The following is a 17,697-nucleotide window of genomic DNA, read 5'->3' on the forward strand; positions in this document are numbered from 1 at the left end:
CAGCCCCGTGCGGGATGAATCGAAACGCATCGGTATGCGCCTGCTCGTCGTCGTCCCACCCAGGAGAGACAGGCGGGGCGCGAAGACAAAGAGGAATCTATGGAACTGTTCATGACCCCGGAGTTCTGGGTCGCTGTCGGTCAGATCATCATGATCGACATCCTGCTCGGTGGCGACAACGCCGTCGTGATCGCGCTGGCCTGCCGCAAGCTGCCGCCCGCACAACGCACCAAGGGCATTCTTTGGGGCACCGCGGGCGCCATCATCCTGCGCGTGATCCTGATCTTCTTCGCGCTCACGCTGCTGGCCATTCCGTTCCTGAAGCTCGTCGGCGCCATCCTGCTGGTGTGGATCGGCATCAAGCTGCTGGCCCCCGAACATGACGACGCCCACGGCAACATCACCGGCAGCGACAAGCTCTGGGGCGCGGTCAAGACCGTGATCATTGCCGACCTCGTGATGAGCGTGGACAACGTCATCGCCATCGCCGGTGCCGCACAGGGCGCAGGCGCCGAGCACCAGATGCCGCTCGTGATCTTCGGCCTGCTCGTGAGCATCCCGATCATCGTCTGGGGCAGCCAGCTCGTCATCAAGCTGATGGACAAGTTCCCGATGATCATCACGCTGGGCGGCATGCTGCTGGGCTGGATCGCAGGCACGATGGCCGTGTCGGACCCGGCGCTGGCGAACCCCGCCGCCTGGACCTGGGTGCCGAAGGCGCCGCAGACCGACCTGGTCAAGTACGCAGCCGGCATCGGCGGTGCACTGCTCGTGCTGGTGATCGGCAAGTGGGTCGCGGCCCGCAACAAGCCGGCAGCGGCTGCGGCGCAAAGCTGAGCGCCGCCACAGCGCTCGCCCGACGTTTCCTGTACCCCTGTCTCTGTCACTCTAACTACCTGAAGGAGCACCCATGGAAAAGATCATTCTTTATGTCGACGACGTCACCTACGCCTGTGAGCAGTTCGCCGAACTCGCGCCGGACGCCAACAACGTCGTGGCGCGCCATTGGGTGCTTGTGGCCTGCGCGCCGCGCATGACGCATCGCATCAGCAAGTGGGTGAGCCACAGTGCACGCGAGAACTGGCGTGCCAAGTGGTTCAGCAAGGTGCAGGCGCAGATGCTGCCGCTGCTGGAGCGCAACGGCGGCCAGGTGACGCCGGTGCTGGCCAAGGGCCCGCTGGCCGAGCTGACGCTGCAGCTCAAGCGCGAGCATGCGGCCGTCCACGTGGTCGATGCGCGCCGCCCGAAGATCGGCGTCGACCTCGAACCGGTGACGCCCGACCAGAAGCCCGCGAATCAGACCGGCTGGGCCTTTCCCGGCGCAGTGATGGGCATGGGCGCGCTGCTGGTGCTGGCAAACGAGCTGGCCGAATAAGAAGACTGCAAGACAGACAGGCCCACGGGCCTTCACGACGAGCCCCGGTGCGGCAACGCACCGGGGCTCGTCGTTTTGGGGGCTCTGGAGTATCCTGCGCCGCATGCGCATCATCATCAAATGGCTGCTCAGCGCCGTGGCGCTGCTGGCGGTCGCTTATCTCTACAGCGGTGTCCAGATCAACAGCTTCGGCTCCGCGCTGATCGCGGCGGCGGTGATCGGCCTGCTCAACATGATCGTGCGGCCCATCCTGGTGGTGCTGACGCTGCCGGTCACCATCGTCACGCTCGGGCTGTTCCTGTTCGTGATCAATGCGCTGCTGTTCTGGGCTGCCTCGGGGCTGCTCGGCGGCTTCCACGTCAACGGCTTTCTGGCTGCGCTGATCGGCTCGCTGCTCTATTCGCTGCTGGGGCTGCTCATCGAATCGGCGCTGGGCGGGCTTCTGTCGCGGCGCTGAACTGCGCCGCCTCCGTCATTCGTTCACTTCAGCGGCGGCTCTTCAGCCTGCTGCTTCACCAGCGCATCCACCGCCCGCGCGCGGGTGTCGATGATCGACGCTTCGTAGTGATCGACCGACTTTCCCGACTGCCGCATCAGCTCCTGCGCTGCCTTGAAGCGGTCGCGGGCGGCCGGGTAATCGAGGATCGCCACATTGGCTTCGGCGTCGGCACGCACCGCGCGCACCGTGTCGTTCTGCGCACCATAGAGATTGGCCAGCGTGCGCCACGCCGTCGCGTCGCGCGGGTTCGCCGCCACCCAGTCGCGCAGGACGGGAATCATCGGCGCAGGCTGGTGCATTGCCGTCGCGGCTTCGGCCGAGAGCAGCATCTCGGGCCGCTCCTTTGACTTGGCATCGAGCAGCGCGGCCGCCTTGGGCGCCGCACCCGCGGCGAGTTCAATTTCTGCGCGCAGCCAGCGCGCCTGCTTCGCCGCTGCCGCGTCGTCAGCGGTGAGCGTCACCAGCCGCTCGGCCATCGCGCGCGCCGTTTTGTAGTCGCGCATTTCCTTGGCCGAGAGCGCGGCCGCGTAGAGCGTGCCAGCCTGCTGCACCGGCGTGCTCTTCGCGAATTCGCCGGTCGACGCGGAGTCGATCCAAAGCCGCAACACATCCACGCCCGGCTGTGTCATCACGCGGGCGCGCGAAGCGATCATGGCGTGGTCCATCACCGGCGGAACCGGCGGCGCCGCGTCCATGCGGAACTGGAACCGGCCCTGCATGTCGGAGATGCGCTCCGTGGTCAGCGGATGGCTGCGCAGATAGGGGTAGGAGCCGTTGTCGTTCAGGCGCGAGGCGTACTGCAGCTTCTCGAACATGGCCGCGGCGCCTTGCGGTGCAAAGCCCGCCTGCGTCATCACGCCGAAGCCGATGCGATCGGCCTCGCGCTCCATGTCGCGCGAGAAGTTCAGCTGGTTCTGCGCAAACAACGCCTGGCTGCCCATGATCATGGCCTGGCCGGCGTCGCCGTTGCGGCTCTTGCTGGCCGCGATCATCCCGAGGATCAGGCCTGCCAGCATCAGCGGAAACTGCTTGCCCTGCTTGTCCATGATGCGCGCGATATGACGCTGCGTGACGTGCGACAACTCGTGCCCCAGCACCGTCGCCAGCTCATCGCGGCTGCCCACGACCGCCACGAGGCCCAGGTTGAGGCCCAGATAGCCCCCCGGCAAAGCGAAGGCGTTGATGTTGCGGTCGCGCCCGAGAAGAATCGTCCAGGCGAAGCGCTCGTCGAGCTCGGGCGTGAGTTCGCCACGCGCCCGCGCCGCAGCCAGCAGGCGTTGCCAGATCTCCTGGACGTAGGCGGCGATCACCGGGTCGTCGACATAGTCCGTGTCGCGGTAGAGCTCGCGGGCGATCTGGTCGCCGAGGTGCCGCTCGGCACTGGCCGTCATCTCGCCCCCGTCGCCCATGCCGGGCAGCATCTGCATCTGGGCCAGCGCGGGCGCTGGCAGCAGGACCTGGGAAGCTATTAAAAAAGTAGCGCACAACGTCCGCAGGACGGGCGTAAGCTGGCTTTTCTTGTGGGGATCGGGAGTCAAGCGCGGCATTCCTCGTCAGTGGCTCGGGCTCTTATGATGCATCTCCAAACCGAACGTTCACACATGAAGTCTCTCACCCATTTTGACGCCCAGGGGCAGGCCCACATGGTCGACGTCGCCGCCAAGCCCGCCACCCACCGCGTGGCCGTGGCCACCGGCCGCATCGAGATGCAGGCGGCAACGCTGGCGCTGATCGAGTCCGGCACGGCGAAGAAGGGCGACGTGCTGGGCATCGCGCGGATCGCGGGAATCCAGGCAGCGAAGAAGACCAGCGATCTGATTCCGTTGTGCCACCCGCTGGCCCTGACGCGGGTGGCGGTGGCATTTGCCCTGGCCGAGGGCGGGGAAGCCCCGCAGGTGGCATGCACCGCGACAGTCGAGACCGTCGGGCCGACCGGGGTGGAGATGGAGGCGCTGACGGCGGTGCAGGTGGCGCTGCTGACGATCTACGACATGTGCAAGGCGGTAGACCGGGGGATGCGGATCACCGATGTGCATGTTTTGGAGAAGCATGGGGGGAAGTCGGGGAGCTGGGTGGCGGAGTGAGCCCCTGGTTATCGAGTCATGGCGCCGGCATGGCATCTGGCGTGTCGTCGAGCCATCGGGCGAAGTCCGAAGGGAAGGCAATGCGGAAACGCTCGGCTTGCGACCGCGCCTCGTCCTCATGTCCAAGCATTTCAGCGCTTTCGATCAGCTTGACGATGACCCGTGGCTCGGGTGAAAAGTGCAGCACACGTTCGGCAAGCGCGTGCACGGCCGCCGCATTTGCAGGTGTGACTGCCGTAAGCGTCAACTCGGCAAAGTCCACCTGACGCGCGAAAAGCCAGGAGCCCTTCGCCTTGGCGAGGGTGTCGTCTGCGTACATCGGCAACCGCTCGTCGTGCGGCAGGTAGAGCTGGCTGATGCGGGTGTAGTCCCAGCCTGCATAGCAGACGATGGCCACCAGGGCTGCAGCCACGACAGGCGTCTGCACAAGCGAGAACTTCCGCCACTTCGCCCTGAGCGCTGAACCTTCCAGCCTGGAAGGCCAAAGGATGCCAAGGCACAACCCGAACACCAGTTGGAACGGCCCGTACCACAGGGGATATTCAAGCAGGCTGTGCAGAACGATCATGCCGAGCGTGCCCCACGCCATGAGACGGGTCGGGTCGCGTTCGCGCCAAGGCTGCGCGGCGATCACCATCCACACGAACCCGCCACAAATCAGCACCGCCGCAGGTATGCCCAGCTCTACGGCCAGATGCAACGGCAGGTTGTGGGCGTTATCGAGAATCTCGACGAACCGCGGGCCTTGATACAGCGTCGTGTAGTGCGCAAAGCTCAGTTCGCCCCAGCCCCACCCCGTCCAAGGGCGCTCTGCGATCAAGGCGAGCACGTTGCGCCAGAGGATGAGTCGGCTGTGGTCTTCAGGGGCGCCAGTTTGCAGACGCTGGAGCATGCCCTCGACGCCGGTGCCTGCAAGCCGCGGCAGTACCCATGCAATCACAAAATAGAGCGGGACGACTGCCAGCAATGCAAGCGGCGCCGGCAACCTCAGATGACGACGCTGAGCTGCATGCAAATTGAGATTGCGCCGCTCGCGCCACGCGATCAGGCTCGCCACGCCCACGATCGACAGCAGCTGCAGCAAGCCCGTCCGCGAGGTTGATGCCGCGGCCGCGATCAGCAGGAGCAGCCCCGAAATCACGAGTCCGACGCGAATCCGTGGTGATGCATGGCTGGCATACAGCCACAACGCGTCAACGAGTGCCATGCTGATCAACGTGGCGAACTGATTGCGTTGGCGAAGGTTGCCATAGGCTTGGCCCAACTCGGGCGAGGTGGTCCAAGGAGCCAGCGGGGCGGCGAAGCCGTAGTACTGAAGCACCCCGAGGACGGCGCTCACAAGCCCTGCGGCGAGCAGTCCCAGCGCCAGCGCGGCGGCTCCGTCTCGCGCCATTCCCGCGCCCAGGCAAGCGGCTGCCGCAACGCCGGCGAGCACCGGGAAAACAGGCACATCGGATACGCCCGGACCATCGAGGACGGACATCGCCAGGGCGACTGCTCCCACTGCCAGCCAAAGACAGATTCGGCGCGCAACAGGCGCCGCGGTGCTGATGCTCAGCAAGGCGGCAAGACACGCCGCCGACACCAGCATTTGCCAGGCATTGACCGACGGGCCGGCGACAAGCGGGCAAAGAAAGGGCAGCGCAACAAGGCCCGCGCGGACAACACCGACACCCTTGACGGAAGAAACGGACGCCTCGAGAGGTACGGCATGGGAAGGCATTCCGTTCATTGTGCCAACCGGTCCGGCCGATGAGTGGTCACTGAAGGCAGACGAGTGGTTTTGCAAAAAGACACATTTGAAGACATTCTTTGACAACCATTTTCAATAGTTGCCGACCGTCTGGCGCGCAGGCCTGCTGAGGCCGAAAGGTGTCTTTTCAATGAAACAACAACCCGTACTGCGGAGAGCCGGCAGGGGCCAGCGTTACTCGGCAGGCTTCACCCTGATTGAGCTGATGGTCACGGTCGTCGTCGTGGCCATCTTGGCATCGATCGCCTATCCGAGTTACACGGACTACCTGCGGCGTGGGCAAGCACAAGAAGCGCCAAGGGCTCTGTCTGACTTCCGAACTCAGATGGAACAGTACTACCAGGACAACCGCAACTACGGCTCAGGTACCGGGTGCGGCGTACCTGCGCCGACCCTGAATAAGTTCACTTGGCTTTGCACCAACTCAGGCCAAGGCTACTCGGCGACGGCCACAGGGACCACGGGCGGCTTGGTCCAAGGCCTTGCATACAGCATTGATCAAAGCAACAACCAAACAACCACCTGCACCAGTTGCGCCTGGGGCTTCAGTGGCACCCCGGCCTACTGGGTTCTTCGGAAGCCATGAACTCCATCGTGCACCGTCGAATGAAGGGCTTCACCCTTGTTGAAATGATGGTGGCCATTGCGCTATTCGCTCTACTGGTCGCATTCGCATATCCGAGCTACACGAGCTTCATTCAGAACGCCCAGATTCGCACCGCCGCTGAGTCAATCATCAATGGTCTGCAGCTTGCCCGCGCTGAAGCTATCCGCCGCAACAGCAATGTCGAGTTCCGATTGCTCAACACATCCACTGGCGCTGCCGTCACGGGTGGGACGGACTGGAGGATCATGGCCGCGGCCGCAAACACCCCAACCACACTCGATCAAGAAGTTCAGACCCGCAGGGAAACCTCCCCGTCATCCAAGGCTCGCGCCCAAGTTGCGACGGCCGTGGGGGCCACCGCAGCAAATCCAGGAGCGGGCATGCCTGCGACCATTGCATTCACAGGGCTAGGGCGCTTGAGCCCTGCGACCACTATCCGCCAGATCGATATCACGGGTGCAAGCGGTGGACGCAGGCTGGCGATCAGCCTAGCACCGGGGGGGGACGTCAGGCTCTGTGATCCATTGCTCGCCCTTGCGACCAATCCTCAAGGTTGTTCATGAAGCAGAAGCCTCTCCACCAAGCCGTGGACTCGCGGCCTCATTCAGAGCGCGGTGTCATGCTGATTGAAGCACTCGTTGCAATCGCGATTTTTTCCTTTGCGATCCTGGGAATCATGGGCTTGCAGGCAACAGCCATCCGCACGGTGCGCGATGCAGACTATCGCGTAAAGGCCAGTCTGTTCGCTCACCAAATCGTCGGGCAGATGTGGGTCGATCGCTTCAATGTGCCAACCTATGCCTTGAATGCGGGCAATGCAGTTTGCGTCGCAGGATCGAATAGCACGTCTAACGCAGCCGTGACCACTTGGCTCAATGGCTTAAAGGATGCGACCAACCAGGGCTCACTGCCCGGCGCAGCCAGCTACCAACAGCAAATCCTCGTAGAGGCAAACAACGTTGTCACAGTGACGCTGTGCTGGAAAAGCCCGCAAGACAGCGGCCCTCACAACTTCGTCCTGAAGACGCAGATTCAGGGCTGATCCATGTCATCACTCGAACACACCCGGCGCCAGCGAGGATTCGGCCTCGTCGAGATTCTTGTCGGCATGGCAGTCGGCCTTGTCGTCACGCTCATCATCTACCAGGTGATGTCCACGTTCGAAGGCGTCAAGCGCTCAACCACCACCGGCGCGGACACCCAGCAAAACGGCATCTTCAGCCTCTCGACCATCGAGCGAGACCTTCGAGCCGCGGGCTGGGGCATTCCGACCGCGGACATCATGCCCTGCACCACGTACTTCACCTACATCAGCGACGGAACGCTCAATGGCCCTGTGCCCAATTTCCCAGGTGCTCCGGTGCAAATCACCGATGGCGGCACTGCAGCGGGAGCCTCCGACAGCATCACAATGCTTTGGGGATCTTCGGTGCGCGCCAATGTACGCAACGCGCTTTTGCAGAACGTCACGGCCAACCCCACCGGCACAGCCGCATCCAATCTTCAGCCGACCACAAGCGTTGCGTTGTCGACCGTCGATGGCTTCGTCTCGTTGACGGACGACATCGGCAATTGCGCGCTGACGCGCATCACAGCATCCGTCGCCAATCCGGCCAGTCCCGGCACCGTCATCCTTTCGCACGACCCTGGAACGGGCACGGCCACGAAGCCCGTCTACAACCCGCCAGCGAACTACATGACTGCGAAGGGCTGGCCTGCCAGTTACAGCACGAACCCGCGCATCTTCGACCTGGGCTCACTCATGCAGCGCAGCTACTACGTTGCCGCTGGTTCGCTGATGTCGCAAGACTATTTCAGCTCGACCACCCAGGCTCAGATTGCCAACAACGTCGTCGGCTTCAAGGCTCAGTACGGCATCAGCGATGCGGGCAGCCAAGTCGTCAACAGCTGGGTCAGCGCCACGGGCAGCTGGGCCGCGCCCGCGGTACTGGACCGCAAGCGTATCAAGGCTGTGCGCATCTCAGTGGTCGTTCGGAGCCCACTAAAGGAGAGGCCCCCGCTCGGCGCCAGTGCCTGTGTGATCACGACGACAGCACCGGAGAGTTGGCCAGGAGGCCCCACCATCGATCTGAGCAATGACCCCGATTGGCGCTGCTACCGCTACCGCTCGTTCGAGACCGTCGTGCCTCTTCGCAACGTTCTTTGGGCCAATCTGTCATGACACCTGTTTCCCTCGTCCGTTCCGCAAAGGGACATGCCTTTGCGCGACACCGCCATCGCGCCAAGAGACAAGATGGCGTCATCGTCTTCATCGCACTGATTGCGGTGCTGGTTCTTTCGCTGGCGGCCGCGGCACTGCTGCGGTCGACCGATACCGCTGGCGTGATCTCGGGAAATGTGGCATTCAAGGAGGCGGCCACAGCAGCAGCAGACACTGGTGCAGAGCGCGCTTTCAACGCGCTGCCAACACTGGCCACGAACGATGTGGATGTCGCCAACACCTACTTCCGGCTTATGCAAACGGTGGACGCCAACGGCGTTCCCAACACGATCAATTGGGCTAACGTGCCCTGCTACGACGCCATAAGCGGCGCCGCCACGGTCTGCAACGGAAATGAATCGCTCTATCGGGTGCAGTACGTCATCGACAGGCTTTGCAGCGTCGCACCCACGACAACCGACCCCTTGACCTTGCTCACCAGCAAGTGCGTGGCTGGCCAGCCGTTTTCCGCAGGGGGGGATGCTGCAGGCAGCGACAACAACAGCCATGCGCAGACCACCAACGTCTTCGGCAGCCTGACCCCTCCGCCACCCACACGTCCCACGATTCACTATCGGGTGACCGTTCGCGTTCTGGGACCACGCTCTACCGTCAGCATTGTCCAGACAACGATCGAATTGCCTTTCGGTTGAATTCGACGGCATCAACAACGAGCATCACCATGTACTCAGAACTCAAAAATACAAAGCGCAGCATCATCGCGATGATGGTGGTGTCGCTGATTGCGCAGCCCTTCGCGGCTTTTGCAGCCACCGATCTGACGGATGTACCTTTGGTCGTGCAAAGCGGCGTGAAACCCAATGTCCTGTACACGCTGGATAACTCTGGCAGTATGGTCTGGGGTTCGATCACGGGGACCGATGCGACGGATGAGTACACCAGCGGCAATAAGGACATGCGCGCCTACTATTCGCCGACTTTCAATCAGCTCTACTACAACCCGGCGATCACTTACTTGCCGGCTGTGAAATACGACAGTACTGCGACAACGACTAACTACACCTCATCGATGGGAGGCAGCCCCATCAAACTCGCGCGAATCGATCCCTTCTCTACAACAGGAGGCGTCAAAGGTACCGTTGACCTGACGCAGTTGTGCTACGCCCCCTCAACGGTTCCCGCGTTGCCACTTTACGATCCAAGTTCCTTTGCGCTCAATACCAGCGTCTGCGCCACTTCTTCGAGCAAGTGGAACCCCACGGCATATGCGCTCTACGCCTTCTACTATGTATGGAAAGGCACGGGAACGGAAGACGGAAGCTGGGGACAAGACTCGGACACCAACTACACCCGAGTGGAAATACTGAGCACTACGTCCACCTATTCCAAAGCGGCAACGCGTACAGATTGCGGCACAGGGGCGACCTGTACTTACGCGCAAGAAATACAGAATTTCGCTAACTGGTTTACCTATTATCGAACCCGTATCCAAACCGCAAAAACTTCATTGGGCCTCGCCTTTTCCGTTCTTGATTCCAAGTCGCGCGTCGGCTTCTCAACGATCAACGATAACAATTCGAACAACAACACCAAAGCGACGAATTTCGTTCCACTCGCGGACTTCGGCAGCGCTCAGAAGCAAACTTGGTATTCCAAGGTCTATGCGATTCGCCCGAACGGCGGCACGCCGCTGATTCCAGCCTTGGACCGAGCAGGTCAGTATTTCAAGACCGGGACCATGCCAGGTGGAGCGTCCACAGATCGGACCATCACGGTTCCTCTTGCCTGCACACCCAATTACACGATTCTTTCAACGGACGGCTATTGGAATGGAAACGCGAGCGCGTCGGTGGGCGACCAAGATACAACGGTTCCGACCTTGCCCGCCAATGTTTATTGGAACCCGGACACCAAAACCGCGATCAATGATCCCATTGCAGGAGTTCCTTTGGTAGCGGGGCAAAAATTCCCTGCCCCGTTTTACGACGGAAGCAAGGCTTCAAACACGCTCGCTGACGTGGCGATGAATTACTGGATCACCGACCTCACAGGCTCTTCCGCAGGCCAGGTGGCCGCAAACAAATTCGACCCCGCGACATGGCAACACATGGTGACCTACACCATTGGCCTAGGCGCTGCGGGCACGGTTTCCAGTGTGCCAACCGGCACAGGCACCTGGCCAACACCGAAAGCCGACAGCGCCACCGCCATCGACGATCTCTGGCACGCAGCACTCAATGGCCACGGCCAGTACTTCAACACAAAGGACCCCGCCAAGCTGCAAACCGCGCTAGCCTCCATCCTCAACGACATCGTCAACCGAACAGGTGCGGCGGCCTCGGTGGCCGTCAGCAATCCGAACGTAAAGTCTGGCGACAACACGGCCTACGCTTCCAGCTTCAATTCGGGTTCCTGGTACGGCGACCTCCAAGCCTATGCGATTGATCTGACCACAGGCTTGCTGGCGGACACCCCACTGTGGTCCGCCCAGTCATTGCTGGACAAGCAGGCTGTCAGCTCGCGCTACATCGCCAGTTTCGACGGCGGCACAGGCGTGCCCTTCACCACCAAGGGCCTCGCCGCCACCCAGTTGTCGCGCCTGGATTCACCGGCCAGCCCCCCCGGCCCGAGCGACAGAGCCGCTGTGATTGCCTATTTGCGGGGCGATCGCACGGGAGAAGGCAACGGCAGCAATAGCGCACAGCCCTACCGCACTCGTACGCATGTGCTAGGGGACATAGTGAACGCCGAGCCGACCTATGTATCGGCCCCGCGCTCTGGCTACACCGACGCAGGCTACGCCACCTTCAAGGGCGGTGCGGCCGCCAATCGCACCAAGGTCGTCTACCAAGGCGCCAACGACGGCATGCTCCATGCCTTCGATGCAGGCACGGGCAACGAACTGTGGGCCTATGTACCTGGTCGCCTGTTCGACACCAACCTGTCCACAAGCTACACCTCGACCAGTGCACTGGTAGGGCTGACGCAGCAGTCACTGTTTCAGCACCGCTTCTACGTAGACGGCACGCCCACGGCCACCGACGTCGACCTTAGCAATACCAGCGCCAACCAGCCCACGCCTCCTGCCGCCAACTGGGCCACGGTGCTCGTCGGCAGCCTGGCCAAAGGCGGAAGAGGCTACTACGCCTTGAATGTGACTGACCCTTCCGCCAGTTCGGATGCCACCGTGGCCAGCAAGGTGATGTGGGAGTTTCCGAACGCCAGCACCACCAGCGCTGTCGCCAAGAATGTCGGCTACACCTATGGCTCGCCGCTCAATGTGAAGACCAAAGCGGCCGGCTGGGTCACGCTGGTGACCTCGGGCTACAACAATGGCTCGGACACTGGCGGTGATGGTGCCGGCCATCTCTTTGTCTTGGACACGGCAACGGGCAAGTTGATCAAAGACTTGAGCACCGGCGTTGGCACGAGCGCGGCTCCCAGCGGGCTGGCAAAGATCAGCGCCTTCCTCACGAACCCCGGCGTCGACGATACGGCGGACTATGTGTACGGCGGGGACCTGCTTGGCAATGTCTGGCGTTTCGACCTATCGGATGCGTCGAGCACCAACTGGAATGTCAAGCAGTTGGCGACGCTGGTAGACAGCAGCGGCAATCCCCAACCCGTCACGGGAGCACCCGAATTGGGTGTGGTGAAGAACAAGCGCATGGTCTTCGTCGGCACCGGTCAATACCTCGGCACCACTGACATTCCAGGCACCACGGGCGCCAACACCAATGCAACGCAGGCGCAGTCGTTCTACGGCCTTCTGGATGACAAGTCTGCCACCCCGACAATCACGCCGTTGCGCACGCAGCTTGTCCGACAGACGGCCACGTTGGCGGATCCAAACATCAATGTGACCAGCAATCCGCTGGATCTCACGGCCAAGAAGGGCTGGGTGTTGGACTTTGCGACAACTCCAGCAGGTGAACGTGCTTACACGAGCCCCGTGCTGTTCCAAGGTGTACTCGCCTTCACGACCAACATACCGTCAAGCGATCCTTGCTCGCCAGGAGGAAGCTCGAATCTTTACTTCCTGAATTACGCCAACGGCGGGGCCATACCGAACCTGAGCAGTCGCGTCATAGGCAAGGTGCTGGCGAGCCGTGTGCAGCCTGAAGGATTGCCGAATGGGGCGGTGAAGATCCTTGTGCGTACGTCTGATGGAAAGACCAAGGCCTATGACGTGGCGGTGCCGTCTTCGACCACGCCGACACGCATCATGTGGCGGGAAGTCATCACGAACTGAGTGCCCCAGCCTTGCCACAGGTCCCATAAAGGAAACGGCGTTGGCGATAGACGCCCAATGATGAGACTCATTGGGCATTTTCAGATTGCTCGGTCGTTCCTGTGAATCTGCGATGAACGGACTTCATCGACACGGGCGATCCCCATTGCCGCCCGCGCAGCTTCAAGCCCTGCTCGCACGCACGCTCATGAGACAGCATCTCGGCTTCCCGCGGCAGATCGGCCGCGATCTAGAGCACGTGCTTCCGATGCTTCTCGCCACCTATTGCTGTCGCCATGGCTGCACCGCAGCCGCGAATTCAACTGCGCCAGCTTGTTTTCGGGGAGGTTCCTTGCGCGGGGCCGGTCGCACAGCCCTGCATACGGCCAACGGCTTCCTTGCGCATGAGCATAGGAGAGCATCCACTTGGCTGCATGACGTGATGCACACGGAAACGAGGCAGGTCAAGGCGGCACTCGCAGTCCCGATACTCGCTCGCGAGCAATCTTCACCTTCGCGTTGTCTCTAATTGAGAGGCTGCCATAAGGGGTGTTCATGTACGCAGCCCTGCACGGCCAAGACAACTGAAGTTGTCACAAAAAGCCAGCAGAGAAAGAAAAAGCAAACGAGAGCGCAAACAGCATGGTTTGCTCGCTGCCTTACCTGAAGCACGAATTCATTTCAGGCCATGTGTTACCTTCGATGAAAAACATCCAGGATGAAAAACCGATGGACAAGCTTAAATCAGAATTCTGCCCCTTAATTTCCAAAGAGGTGTTGCAGGCCAATGCAAGCAGGCTGGCCGCGCAGCCTTGGCACTCAGGTGTCAAGCGGCGTGGGCCCCCTTCGCAGCATCAAGCATCTGATCCTAAGCAACGCTCGATTGCTACATGAGCGGAGCACGCGCGGAGCTCAGCCTGGCAGTGATGGTCTACAACTTGAAACGGGCTTTCAACATGAAAGGCACAACCTGGATGCTGCAGGCACTTCGGGGTTGAAGCCCTTCGCGCAGTCCTTCGCGCGCCCAAATGAAAAATGCCCCGCTATCACGGGGCATCTCGAACTTGGCGACAGGCAGACTATTTACACAGCCTCTGCAAAGGCGGCCTCAATAGTTCGCTGAAGACGCGATTTAGATCGGGGAGCCAGCAGCACCACAAGTCTTGGGACGAATCGAGACGTCGACAGTGGATTCGCAGGTCCACTTAGACGAATTGACGGCATAGAGCAGCTTGTAGGTAACAGTCTTGCTGACAAGTTTCGGGTTGACTCCAGTGGCATTGAAGGTCACGACAACGGTGCAGCCGCCAGTTGCAGTTGCAGCTCCACCTGCGGTCGTCTTGAGGACGTACTTGCCAGCAATGCTGGTGTCTTGGCCGATATCACCAACCACACCGCCAGAGTTGTCGGGACAGGTGTTGTCCTGCGGGAAGCTCAATTCGATGTTCTTCTTCACACCGTCGGCAAGCGTCGTTGCTTCGGTCAACTGAGCCTTCGCCGTGTAGTCTTGATACGCCGGCAGAGCCACAGCAGCCAAAATACCAATGATCGCCACAACGATCATCAATTCGATAAGGGTGAAACCCTTTTGCACATTGCGTGCGATAGAACGACGGTTCATTCATTAACTCCAGGTTGGTTTGTAGAGCCCGGGAACCAGCCCGGAGCGCAGTACCTTCCGCAGCATCCGTGCCACCCACTCCCTGGGGCCAACACCGCCCAAACCCGTCACCTTTGTCCACCTTGGCGTTACACCAAGTGACACAATTTGCGTCAAGATGCTACAAGCAGTGACAAATTTGTCATGCCATCGCATCGCGAGCCGTCAAAAAGTCAGAATCCCATCCGCCTTCAGCCAGCGTATATCCCGCTGCGCCAAACCCGCCACCTGATGGTCGGCCAGCGCGCCGATCTGGCTCATGATTTCGTCGGTTTCCGCCGGCTTGGTATGGGTGATGTAGATCGGGTATTGCTTCCCCGGATCGATGTGCGTCAGCTCGTCCGCCAGCACCGCGGGCGACAGGTGCAGGCTGCGCTCGGCCAGTGCCTGCTCGCGGCTGCTGAAGGCGGTCTCGATCACGAGCATAGCCACCTCGATTGCATTGACGCGATCCCAGAACGGCGCGTTGCGCTCGGTGTCGCCGCTGAAGACCCAATGCGCCCCGCCTGAAGCCCTTCGCACCGCGAAACCGCAGGCCGGCACGGTGTGCACGGCCGGCAGCACTTCGATGAGCTTGGGCGCACTGCTGCCCAGCTGCAGCATCTGCCCCACGGCAATGTCGTGAAAGCTCACGAAGGGCGCTTCAGGGCTCGGAATGCTCTCGAAGTCGGGCCAGATGACGTTGTTGAACACGTGCGCGCGCAGCGCTTCGATGGTGGCGCGCAGCGCATGCACACGGAGCGGCTGCGTGCGGCGGCTCCCCACGGCATCGAGCATCAAGGGCAGCGCGGCGATGTGGTCGAGATGGCTGTGGGTCAGCACGACGTCGTCGATGCTGGCCATTTCGTCGAGCGTGAGGTCTCCGACACCGGTGCCCGCATCCACGAGCAGATCCGTGTCGACCAGAAACGAGGTGGTGCGGCAGTCTTTGGCGATGGCGCCCGAGCAACCCAGCACACGAACCTGCATTGTGAGAGACCCCTTGTATGTGTCTGTCGTCATTTGGTTTCGAACCGGGTTGCGCCGTCCCAGTTCGGGTCTTGCGGGCGCAACGCCATCGAGGCTAATCGCTGGGCGTAGAGCTGGTAAAGGACTTTTTTGGCATCGGCAGCGAGCAGGGGAGCCAGCAAGTTTCGGCCCACCGCCCAGTCCTGCCGGCGGTAGGCCGCGAGCACGCCGGCCCAGTGTTCGAGCTGCTGTTGCGTCTGCTGCACCGCACCAGCCGTGCGTATGCCCAGAGGCGTAAAAACAGAAACGATCTGCGCTTTTCCCTTGACGCGCACGCTGTCGAGTTCCTGCCAGATGAAGTCGGGCGCCGACTCGCGGGTCGCGCCGCTGGTCACGATCTCGACGCCGTAGTGCCCGCTCAGACCCTCGAGGCGCGACGCGAGGTTCACCGCATCACCGACGACGGTATAGCTGCGGCGTGCGGTCGAGCCCATGTCGCCGACGCTCATCACGCCGCTGTTGATGCCGATGCCCACGCTGATCTCCGGCCGCCCGCTGGCGCGGTGCATGCTGTTGATGTCGCGCAAGGCATCGGCCATGTCGAGCGCCGCACGCACGGCAAGCGCCGCGTGATCGGGCGTGTCGATCGGTGCGCCCCAGAAGGCCATGACGCAATCGCCCATGTATTTGTCGACGGTGCCGCGGTGCGCACTGATCACGTCGGTGAGCCGGCTGAAAACGGTATTCAGAAAAGCTTGCAGCTCGGCCGGTGCCATCTGCTCCGACAGGCGGGTGAAGTCGCGCATATCGCAGAACATCACGGTCATCGGCTTGCTCTCGGCGCGCATGCTGTAGCGGTCGGGGTGCACGAGCATTTCGTTGACGAGTTGCGGCGGCACGTAGGTGCCGAAGAGCCGAACCAGACCGCGCCGCGCGCGCGACTCGACGAAATAGCCCCAGCTCATGTTGAGCACGAAGGCGAGCGCCGTCGTGGCGAGCGCCGAGGCCAGCGGCAGCACGAGGCTCTCGCCCACATAGAGCCAGACGTTGATGCCGATCAGCGCGGCGCCCGTGCCTGCCGCGAGCAACACGGCGCGCGATGCCGACAGCAGCGACAGCCCGAACGCCAGCACGAGGCCCGCGACCAGGATGGTCAGCACCTCGTAGCCGGGCGCGTAGTCGGGCACCGCGAGCAGGCGGTGGTCGAGCAGGCCCGACACGATGTTGGCGTGCACCTCGACCCCCGGAAACGCCGCGCCCACAGGCGTGGCGCGCAGGTCCTGCAGGCCGGGTGCCGTGGCGCCCACGAGCACGATCTTGTCTTTCAGCTCGCCCGGCGCGAGGCGGCCTTCGAGCACGTCCGCGGCCGCGACATAACGGAACGACCCCGCGCCCGCACCGCCCGGTCCGCGAAATGGCACCTGCATGCTGGCCGACTGATCGACCGGAATGCGCAGGGGGCCGAGCCGCAGCGATTCGAGCCGCAACGCCCCTCCACCAGATGCGAAGGCCGGGCGCACCGGCGGCGAGCCGTTCGCCAACCGGTAGACCGCAAGCGCCAGCGACTCGTAATAGCCGGGCTGCGCCTGCCCGCCTTCGTAGCGCGCGATCAGCGGCACGCTGCGAATGACGCCGTCGCCATCGACGCCGACCAGCGTGTTCAGGAAGCCTGCGGCAGGCGCGGCCTTTGCCAATTCCGGCAGGCTGGCGCCGAAGCCGTTCCAGCTCGTGCCGTAGACCTCGCCCGCGGGAAAGGCGTCGGGAGACAGGAGCGGTGCAGCGGGCAGCTGCCCCTTGGCACTGGGGCTCGTTGTTCGCGTGAAGTAGTAGCCGAGCGCAACCCGCTGGCCGTGCAGGGCCTCGGCAAAGGTGGCGTCGTGGTCCAGCGTGGGCGCGAGGCGCTCGATCTCGGAAGCAAGGCCCGGCATGTTGCGCAGCGGCCCGGCGGCGATCTGGCGCAGCCTGTCGAGGCCGGCGCTTCGGTCGGCCTCGAGGAACATGACGTCGAAGCCGAGCACCGCCACCTGCTGGCGCGCCAGGAGTTCCGTAGTCAGGCGGGCGAGCTTGTCGCGCGGCCAGGGCCATTGGCCTTCGCGCGACAGACTGACGTCGTCCACGTCGACGATCACGACGCGCGTGTCGAGCGTGCCCGGCATGGTGGCACGCAGCCGGATGTCGTAGATCAGTCGGTCAAGGCGCTCGAATGCGCTTTGCGGCCACAGGTCGGTGGCATGCGCCAGCGCCAATAGCACTGGCAGCAACGTGATGGCAATGCGCGGCCAATGCCGCCGCAGCGCGCTCATCATGGCGCGCCACCCGGGCGACGAAGGTCGCCGTTGCGATCAGGAAAAAGGAGAC

General features: G+C 62.4%; 16 protein-coding genes. 11 read left to right on the plus strand and 5 right to left on the minus strand.

Going from position 1 to position 17,697, the window contains the following annotated elements:
* Nucleotides 1–99: 99 nt before the first annotated feature.
* From ACGLHS_RS21005 to ACGLHS_RS21015, 3 genes are all read left to right on the plus strand, one after another.
* The gene (locus ACGLHS_RS21005) at nucleotides 100–837 is read left to right on the plus strand and encodes a TerC family protein (RefSeq protein ID WP_394482881.1); all 738 of its coding nucleotides are present in this window, start codon (nucleotides 100–102) and stop codon (nucleotides 835–837) included.
* A gap of 73 nt (nucleotides 838–910) precedes the next feature.
* Nucleotides 911–1,375 (plus strand): hypothetical protein, encoded by a 465-nt coding sequence (locus ACGLHS_RS21010; RefSeq protein ID WP_093242620.1) that lies wholly within the window; start codon nucleotides 911–913, stop codon nucleotides 1,373–1,375.
* 103 nt (nucleotides 1,376–1,478) lie between these two features.
* Nucleotides 1,479–1,832: a phage holin family protein gene (locus ACGLHS_RS21015; protein WP_394482883.1), complete on the plus strand. Its 354-nt coding sequence runs from the start codon at nucleotides 1,479–1,481 to the stop codon at nucleotides 1,830–1,832.
* Nucleotides 1,833–1,855: 23 nt separating this feature from the next.
* Here ACGLHS_RS21015 and ACGLHS_RS21020 read toward each other — a convergent pair whose 3' ends face one another.
* On the minus strand, nucleotides 1,856–3,421 hold the full coding sequence (locus tag ACGLHS_RS21020) for a M48 family metalloprotease (RefSeq protein ID WP_394482886.1): 1,566 nt from the start codon (nucleotides 3,419–3,421) through the stop codon (nucleotides 1,856–1,858).
* 54 nt (nucleotides 3,422–3,475) lie between these two features.
* Between ACGLHS_RS21020 and moaC the strand changes: the two genes are divergently transcribed.
* Complete coding sequence (gene moaC, locus ACGLHS_RS21025) at nucleotides 3,476–3,958, plus strand: cyclic pyranopterin monophosphate synthase MoaC (protein WP_093242614.1); 483 nt, start codon at nucleotides 3,476–3,478, stop codon at nucleotides 3,956–3,958.
* A 16-nt stretch (nucleotides 3,959–3,974) separates the two neighbouring features.
* Here moaC and ACGLHS_RS21030 read toward each other — a convergent pair whose 3' ends face one another.
* The gene (locus ACGLHS_RS21030) at nucleotides 3,975–5,681 is read right to left on the minus strand and encodes a PglL family O-oligosaccharyltransferase (RefSeq protein WP_394482888.1); all 1,707 of its coding nucleotides are present in this window, start codon (nucleotides 5,679–5,681) and stop codon (nucleotides 3,975–3,977) included.
* Nucleotides 5,682–5,841: 160 nt separating this feature from the next.
* Between ACGLHS_RS21030 and ACGLHS_RS21035 the strand changes: the two genes are divergently transcribed.
* From ACGLHS_RS21035 to ACGLHS_RS21065, 7 genes are all read left to right on the plus strand, one after another.
* Nucleotides 5,842–6,297, plus strand: a complete 456-nt coding sequence (locus tag ACGLHS_RS21035) for a type IV pilin protein (RefSeq protein WP_394482890.1) — start codon at nucleotides 5,842–5,844, stop codon at nucleotides 6,295–6,297.
* Complete coding sequence (locus ACGLHS_RS21040) at nucleotides 6,294–6,881, plus strand: GspH/FimT family pseudopilin (protein ID WP_394482892.1); 588 nt, start codon at nucleotides 6,294–6,296, stop codon at nucleotides 6,879–6,881. The genes ACGLHS_RS21035 and ACGLHS_RS21040 overlap by 4 nt, the downstream gene beginning before the upstream one ends.
* A 56-nt stretch (nucleotides 6,882–6,937) precedes the next feature.
* Nucleotides 6,938–7,360, plus strand: coding sequence for a hypothetical protein (locus ACGLHS_RS21045; protein ID WP_394482894.1), 423 nt, complete (start codon nucleotides 6,938–6,940; stop codon nucleotides 7,358–7,360).
* A 3-nt stretch (nucleotides 7,361–7,363) separates the two neighbouring features.
* A complete protein-coding gene (locus ACGLHS_RS21050) occupies nucleotides 7,364–8,500 on the plus strand; it encodes a PilW family protein (RefSeq protein WP_394482896.1) in 1,137 nt (378 codons plus the stop codon).
* Nucleotides 8,497–9,192 carry a hypothetical protein gene (locus tag ACGLHS_RS21055; RefSeq protein ID WP_394482898.1) on the plus strand — a complete coding sequence of 232 codons (696 nt, stop codon included), beginning with the start codon at nucleotides 8,497–8,499 and terminating at the stop codon, nucleotides 9,190–9,192. Before ACGLHS_RS21050 ends, ACGLHS_RS21055 begins: the two co-directional genes overlap by 4 nt.
* A gap of 29 nt (nucleotides 9,193–9,221) precedes the next feature.
* Nucleotides 9,222–12,752, plus strand: coding sequence for a pilus assembly protein (locus ACGLHS_RS21060; protein WP_394482900.1), 3,531 nt, complete (start codon nucleotides 9,222–9,224; stop codon nucleotides 12,750–12,752).
* A 621-nt stretch (nucleotides 12,753–13,373) separates the two neighbouring features.
* The gene (locus tag ACGLHS_RS21065) at nucleotides 13,374–13,625 is read left to right on the plus strand and encodes a hypothetical protein (RefSeq protein ID WP_394482902.1); all 252 of its coding nucleotides are present in this window, start codon (nucleotides 13,374–13,376) and stop codon (nucleotides 13,623–13,625) included.
* A gap of 238 nt (nucleotides 13,626–13,863) precedes the next feature.
* Here ACGLHS_RS21065 and ACGLHS_RS21070 read toward each other — a convergent pair whose 3' ends face one another.
* The 3 genes from ACGLHS_RS21070 to ACGLHS_RS21080 all read right to left on the minus strand — a co-directional run bounded on the left by ACGLHS_RS21070 (nucleotide 13,864) and on the right by ACGLHS_RS21080 (nucleotide 17,642).
* Entirely contained in the window at nucleotides 13,864–14,352 is a 489-nt protein-coding gene (locus ACGLHS_RS21070) for a pilin (RefSeq protein ID WP_394482904.1), read from the minus strand.
* Between the two features lie 204 nt (nucleotides 14,353–14,556).
* Nucleotides 14,557–15,360, minus strand: coding sequence for a 3',5'-cyclic-nucleotide phosphodiesterase (locus ACGLHS_RS21075; protein ID WP_093242596.1), 804 nt, complete (start codon nucleotides 15,358–15,360; stop codon nucleotides 14,557–14,559).
* 29 nt (nucleotides 15,361–15,389) lie between these two features.
* Complete coding sequence (locus tag ACGLHS_RS21080) at nucleotides 15,390–17,642, minus strand: CHASE2 domain-containing protein (RefSeq protein ID WP_394483535.1); 2,253 nt, start codon at nucleotides 17,640–17,642, stop codon at nucleotides 15,390–15,392.
* Nucleotides 17,643–17,697 lie beyond the last annotated feature (55 nt).

The sequence above is a fragment of the Variovorax sp. VaC1 genome, from assembly GCF_043658315.1.
GTDB lineage: Bacteria > Pseudomonadota > Gammaproteobacteria > Burkholderiales > Burkholderiaceae_C > Variovorax.

Excerpts from the sequence above, each read along its gene's own strand:
- ACGLHS_RS21060 (WP_394482900.1), top strand. The coding sequence starts at position 9,222 with ATGTACTCAGAACTCAAAAATACAAAGCGCAGCATCATCGCGATGATG.
- ACGLHS_RS21010 (WP_093242620.1), top strand. The coding sequence starts at position 911 with ATGGAAAAGATCATTCTTTATGTCGACGACGTCACCTACGCCTGTGAG.
- ACGLHS_RS21050 (WP_394482896.1), top strand. The coding sequence starts at position 7,364 with ATGTCATCACTCGAACACACCCGGCGCCAGCGAGGATTCGGCCTCGTC.
- ACGLHS_RS21015 (WP_394482883.1), top strand. The coding sequence starts at position 1,479 with ATGCGCATCATCATCAAATGGCTGCTCAGCGCCGTGGCGCTGCTGGCG.
- ACGLHS_RS21035 (WP_394482890.1), top strand. The coding sequence starts at position 5,842 with ATGAAACAACAACCCGTACTGCGGAGAGCCGGCAGGGGCCAGCGTTAC.
- ACGLHS_RS21075 (WP_093242596.1), bottom strand. The coding sequence starts at position 15,360 with ATGCAGGTTCGTGTGCTGGGTTGCTCGGGCGCCATCGCCAAAGACTGC.
- ACGLHS_RS21030 (WP_394482888.1), bottom strand. The coding sequence starts at position 5,681 with ATGCCTTCCCATGCCGTACCTCTCGAGGCGTCCGTTTCTTCCGTCAAG.
- moaC (WP_093242614.1), top strand. The coding sequence starts at position 3,476 with ATGAAGTCTCTCACCCATTTTGACGCCCAGGGGCAGGCCCACATGGTC.
- ACGLHS_RS21065 (WP_394482902.1), top strand. The coding sequence starts at position 13,374 with ATGGTTTGCTCGCTGCCTTACCTGAAGCACGAATTCATTTCAGGCCAT.
- ACGLHS_RS21040 (WP_394482892.1), top strand. The coding sequence starts at position 6,294 with ATGAACTCCATCGTGCACCGTCGAATGAAGGGCTTCACCCTTGTTGAA.
- ACGLHS_RS21020 (WP_394482886.1), bottom strand. The coding sequence starts at position 3,421 with ATGCCGCGCTTGACTCCCGATCCCCACAAGAAAAGCCAGCTTACGCCC.
- ACGLHS_RS21070 (WP_394482904.1), bottom strand. The coding sequence starts at position 14,352 with ATGAACCGTCGTTCTATCGCACGCAATGTGCAAAAGGGTTTCACCCTT.
- ACGLHS_RS21005 (WP_394482881.1), top strand. The coding sequence starts at position 100 with ATGGAACTGTTCATGACCCCGGAGTTCTGGGTCGCTGTCGGTCAGATC.
- ACGLHS_RS21055 (WP_394482898.1), top strand. The coding sequence starts at position 8,497 with ATGACACCTGTTTCCCTCGTCCGTTCCGCAAAGGGACATGCCTTTGCG.
- ACGLHS_RS21045 (WP_394482894.1), top strand. The coding sequence starts at position 6,938 with ATGCTGATTGAAGCACTCGTTGCAATCGCGATTTTTTCCTTTGCGATC.
- ACGLHS_RS21080 (WP_394483535.1), bottom strand. The coding sequence starts at position 17,642 with ATGAGCGCGCTGCGGCGGCATTGGCCGCGCATTGCCATCACGTTGCTG.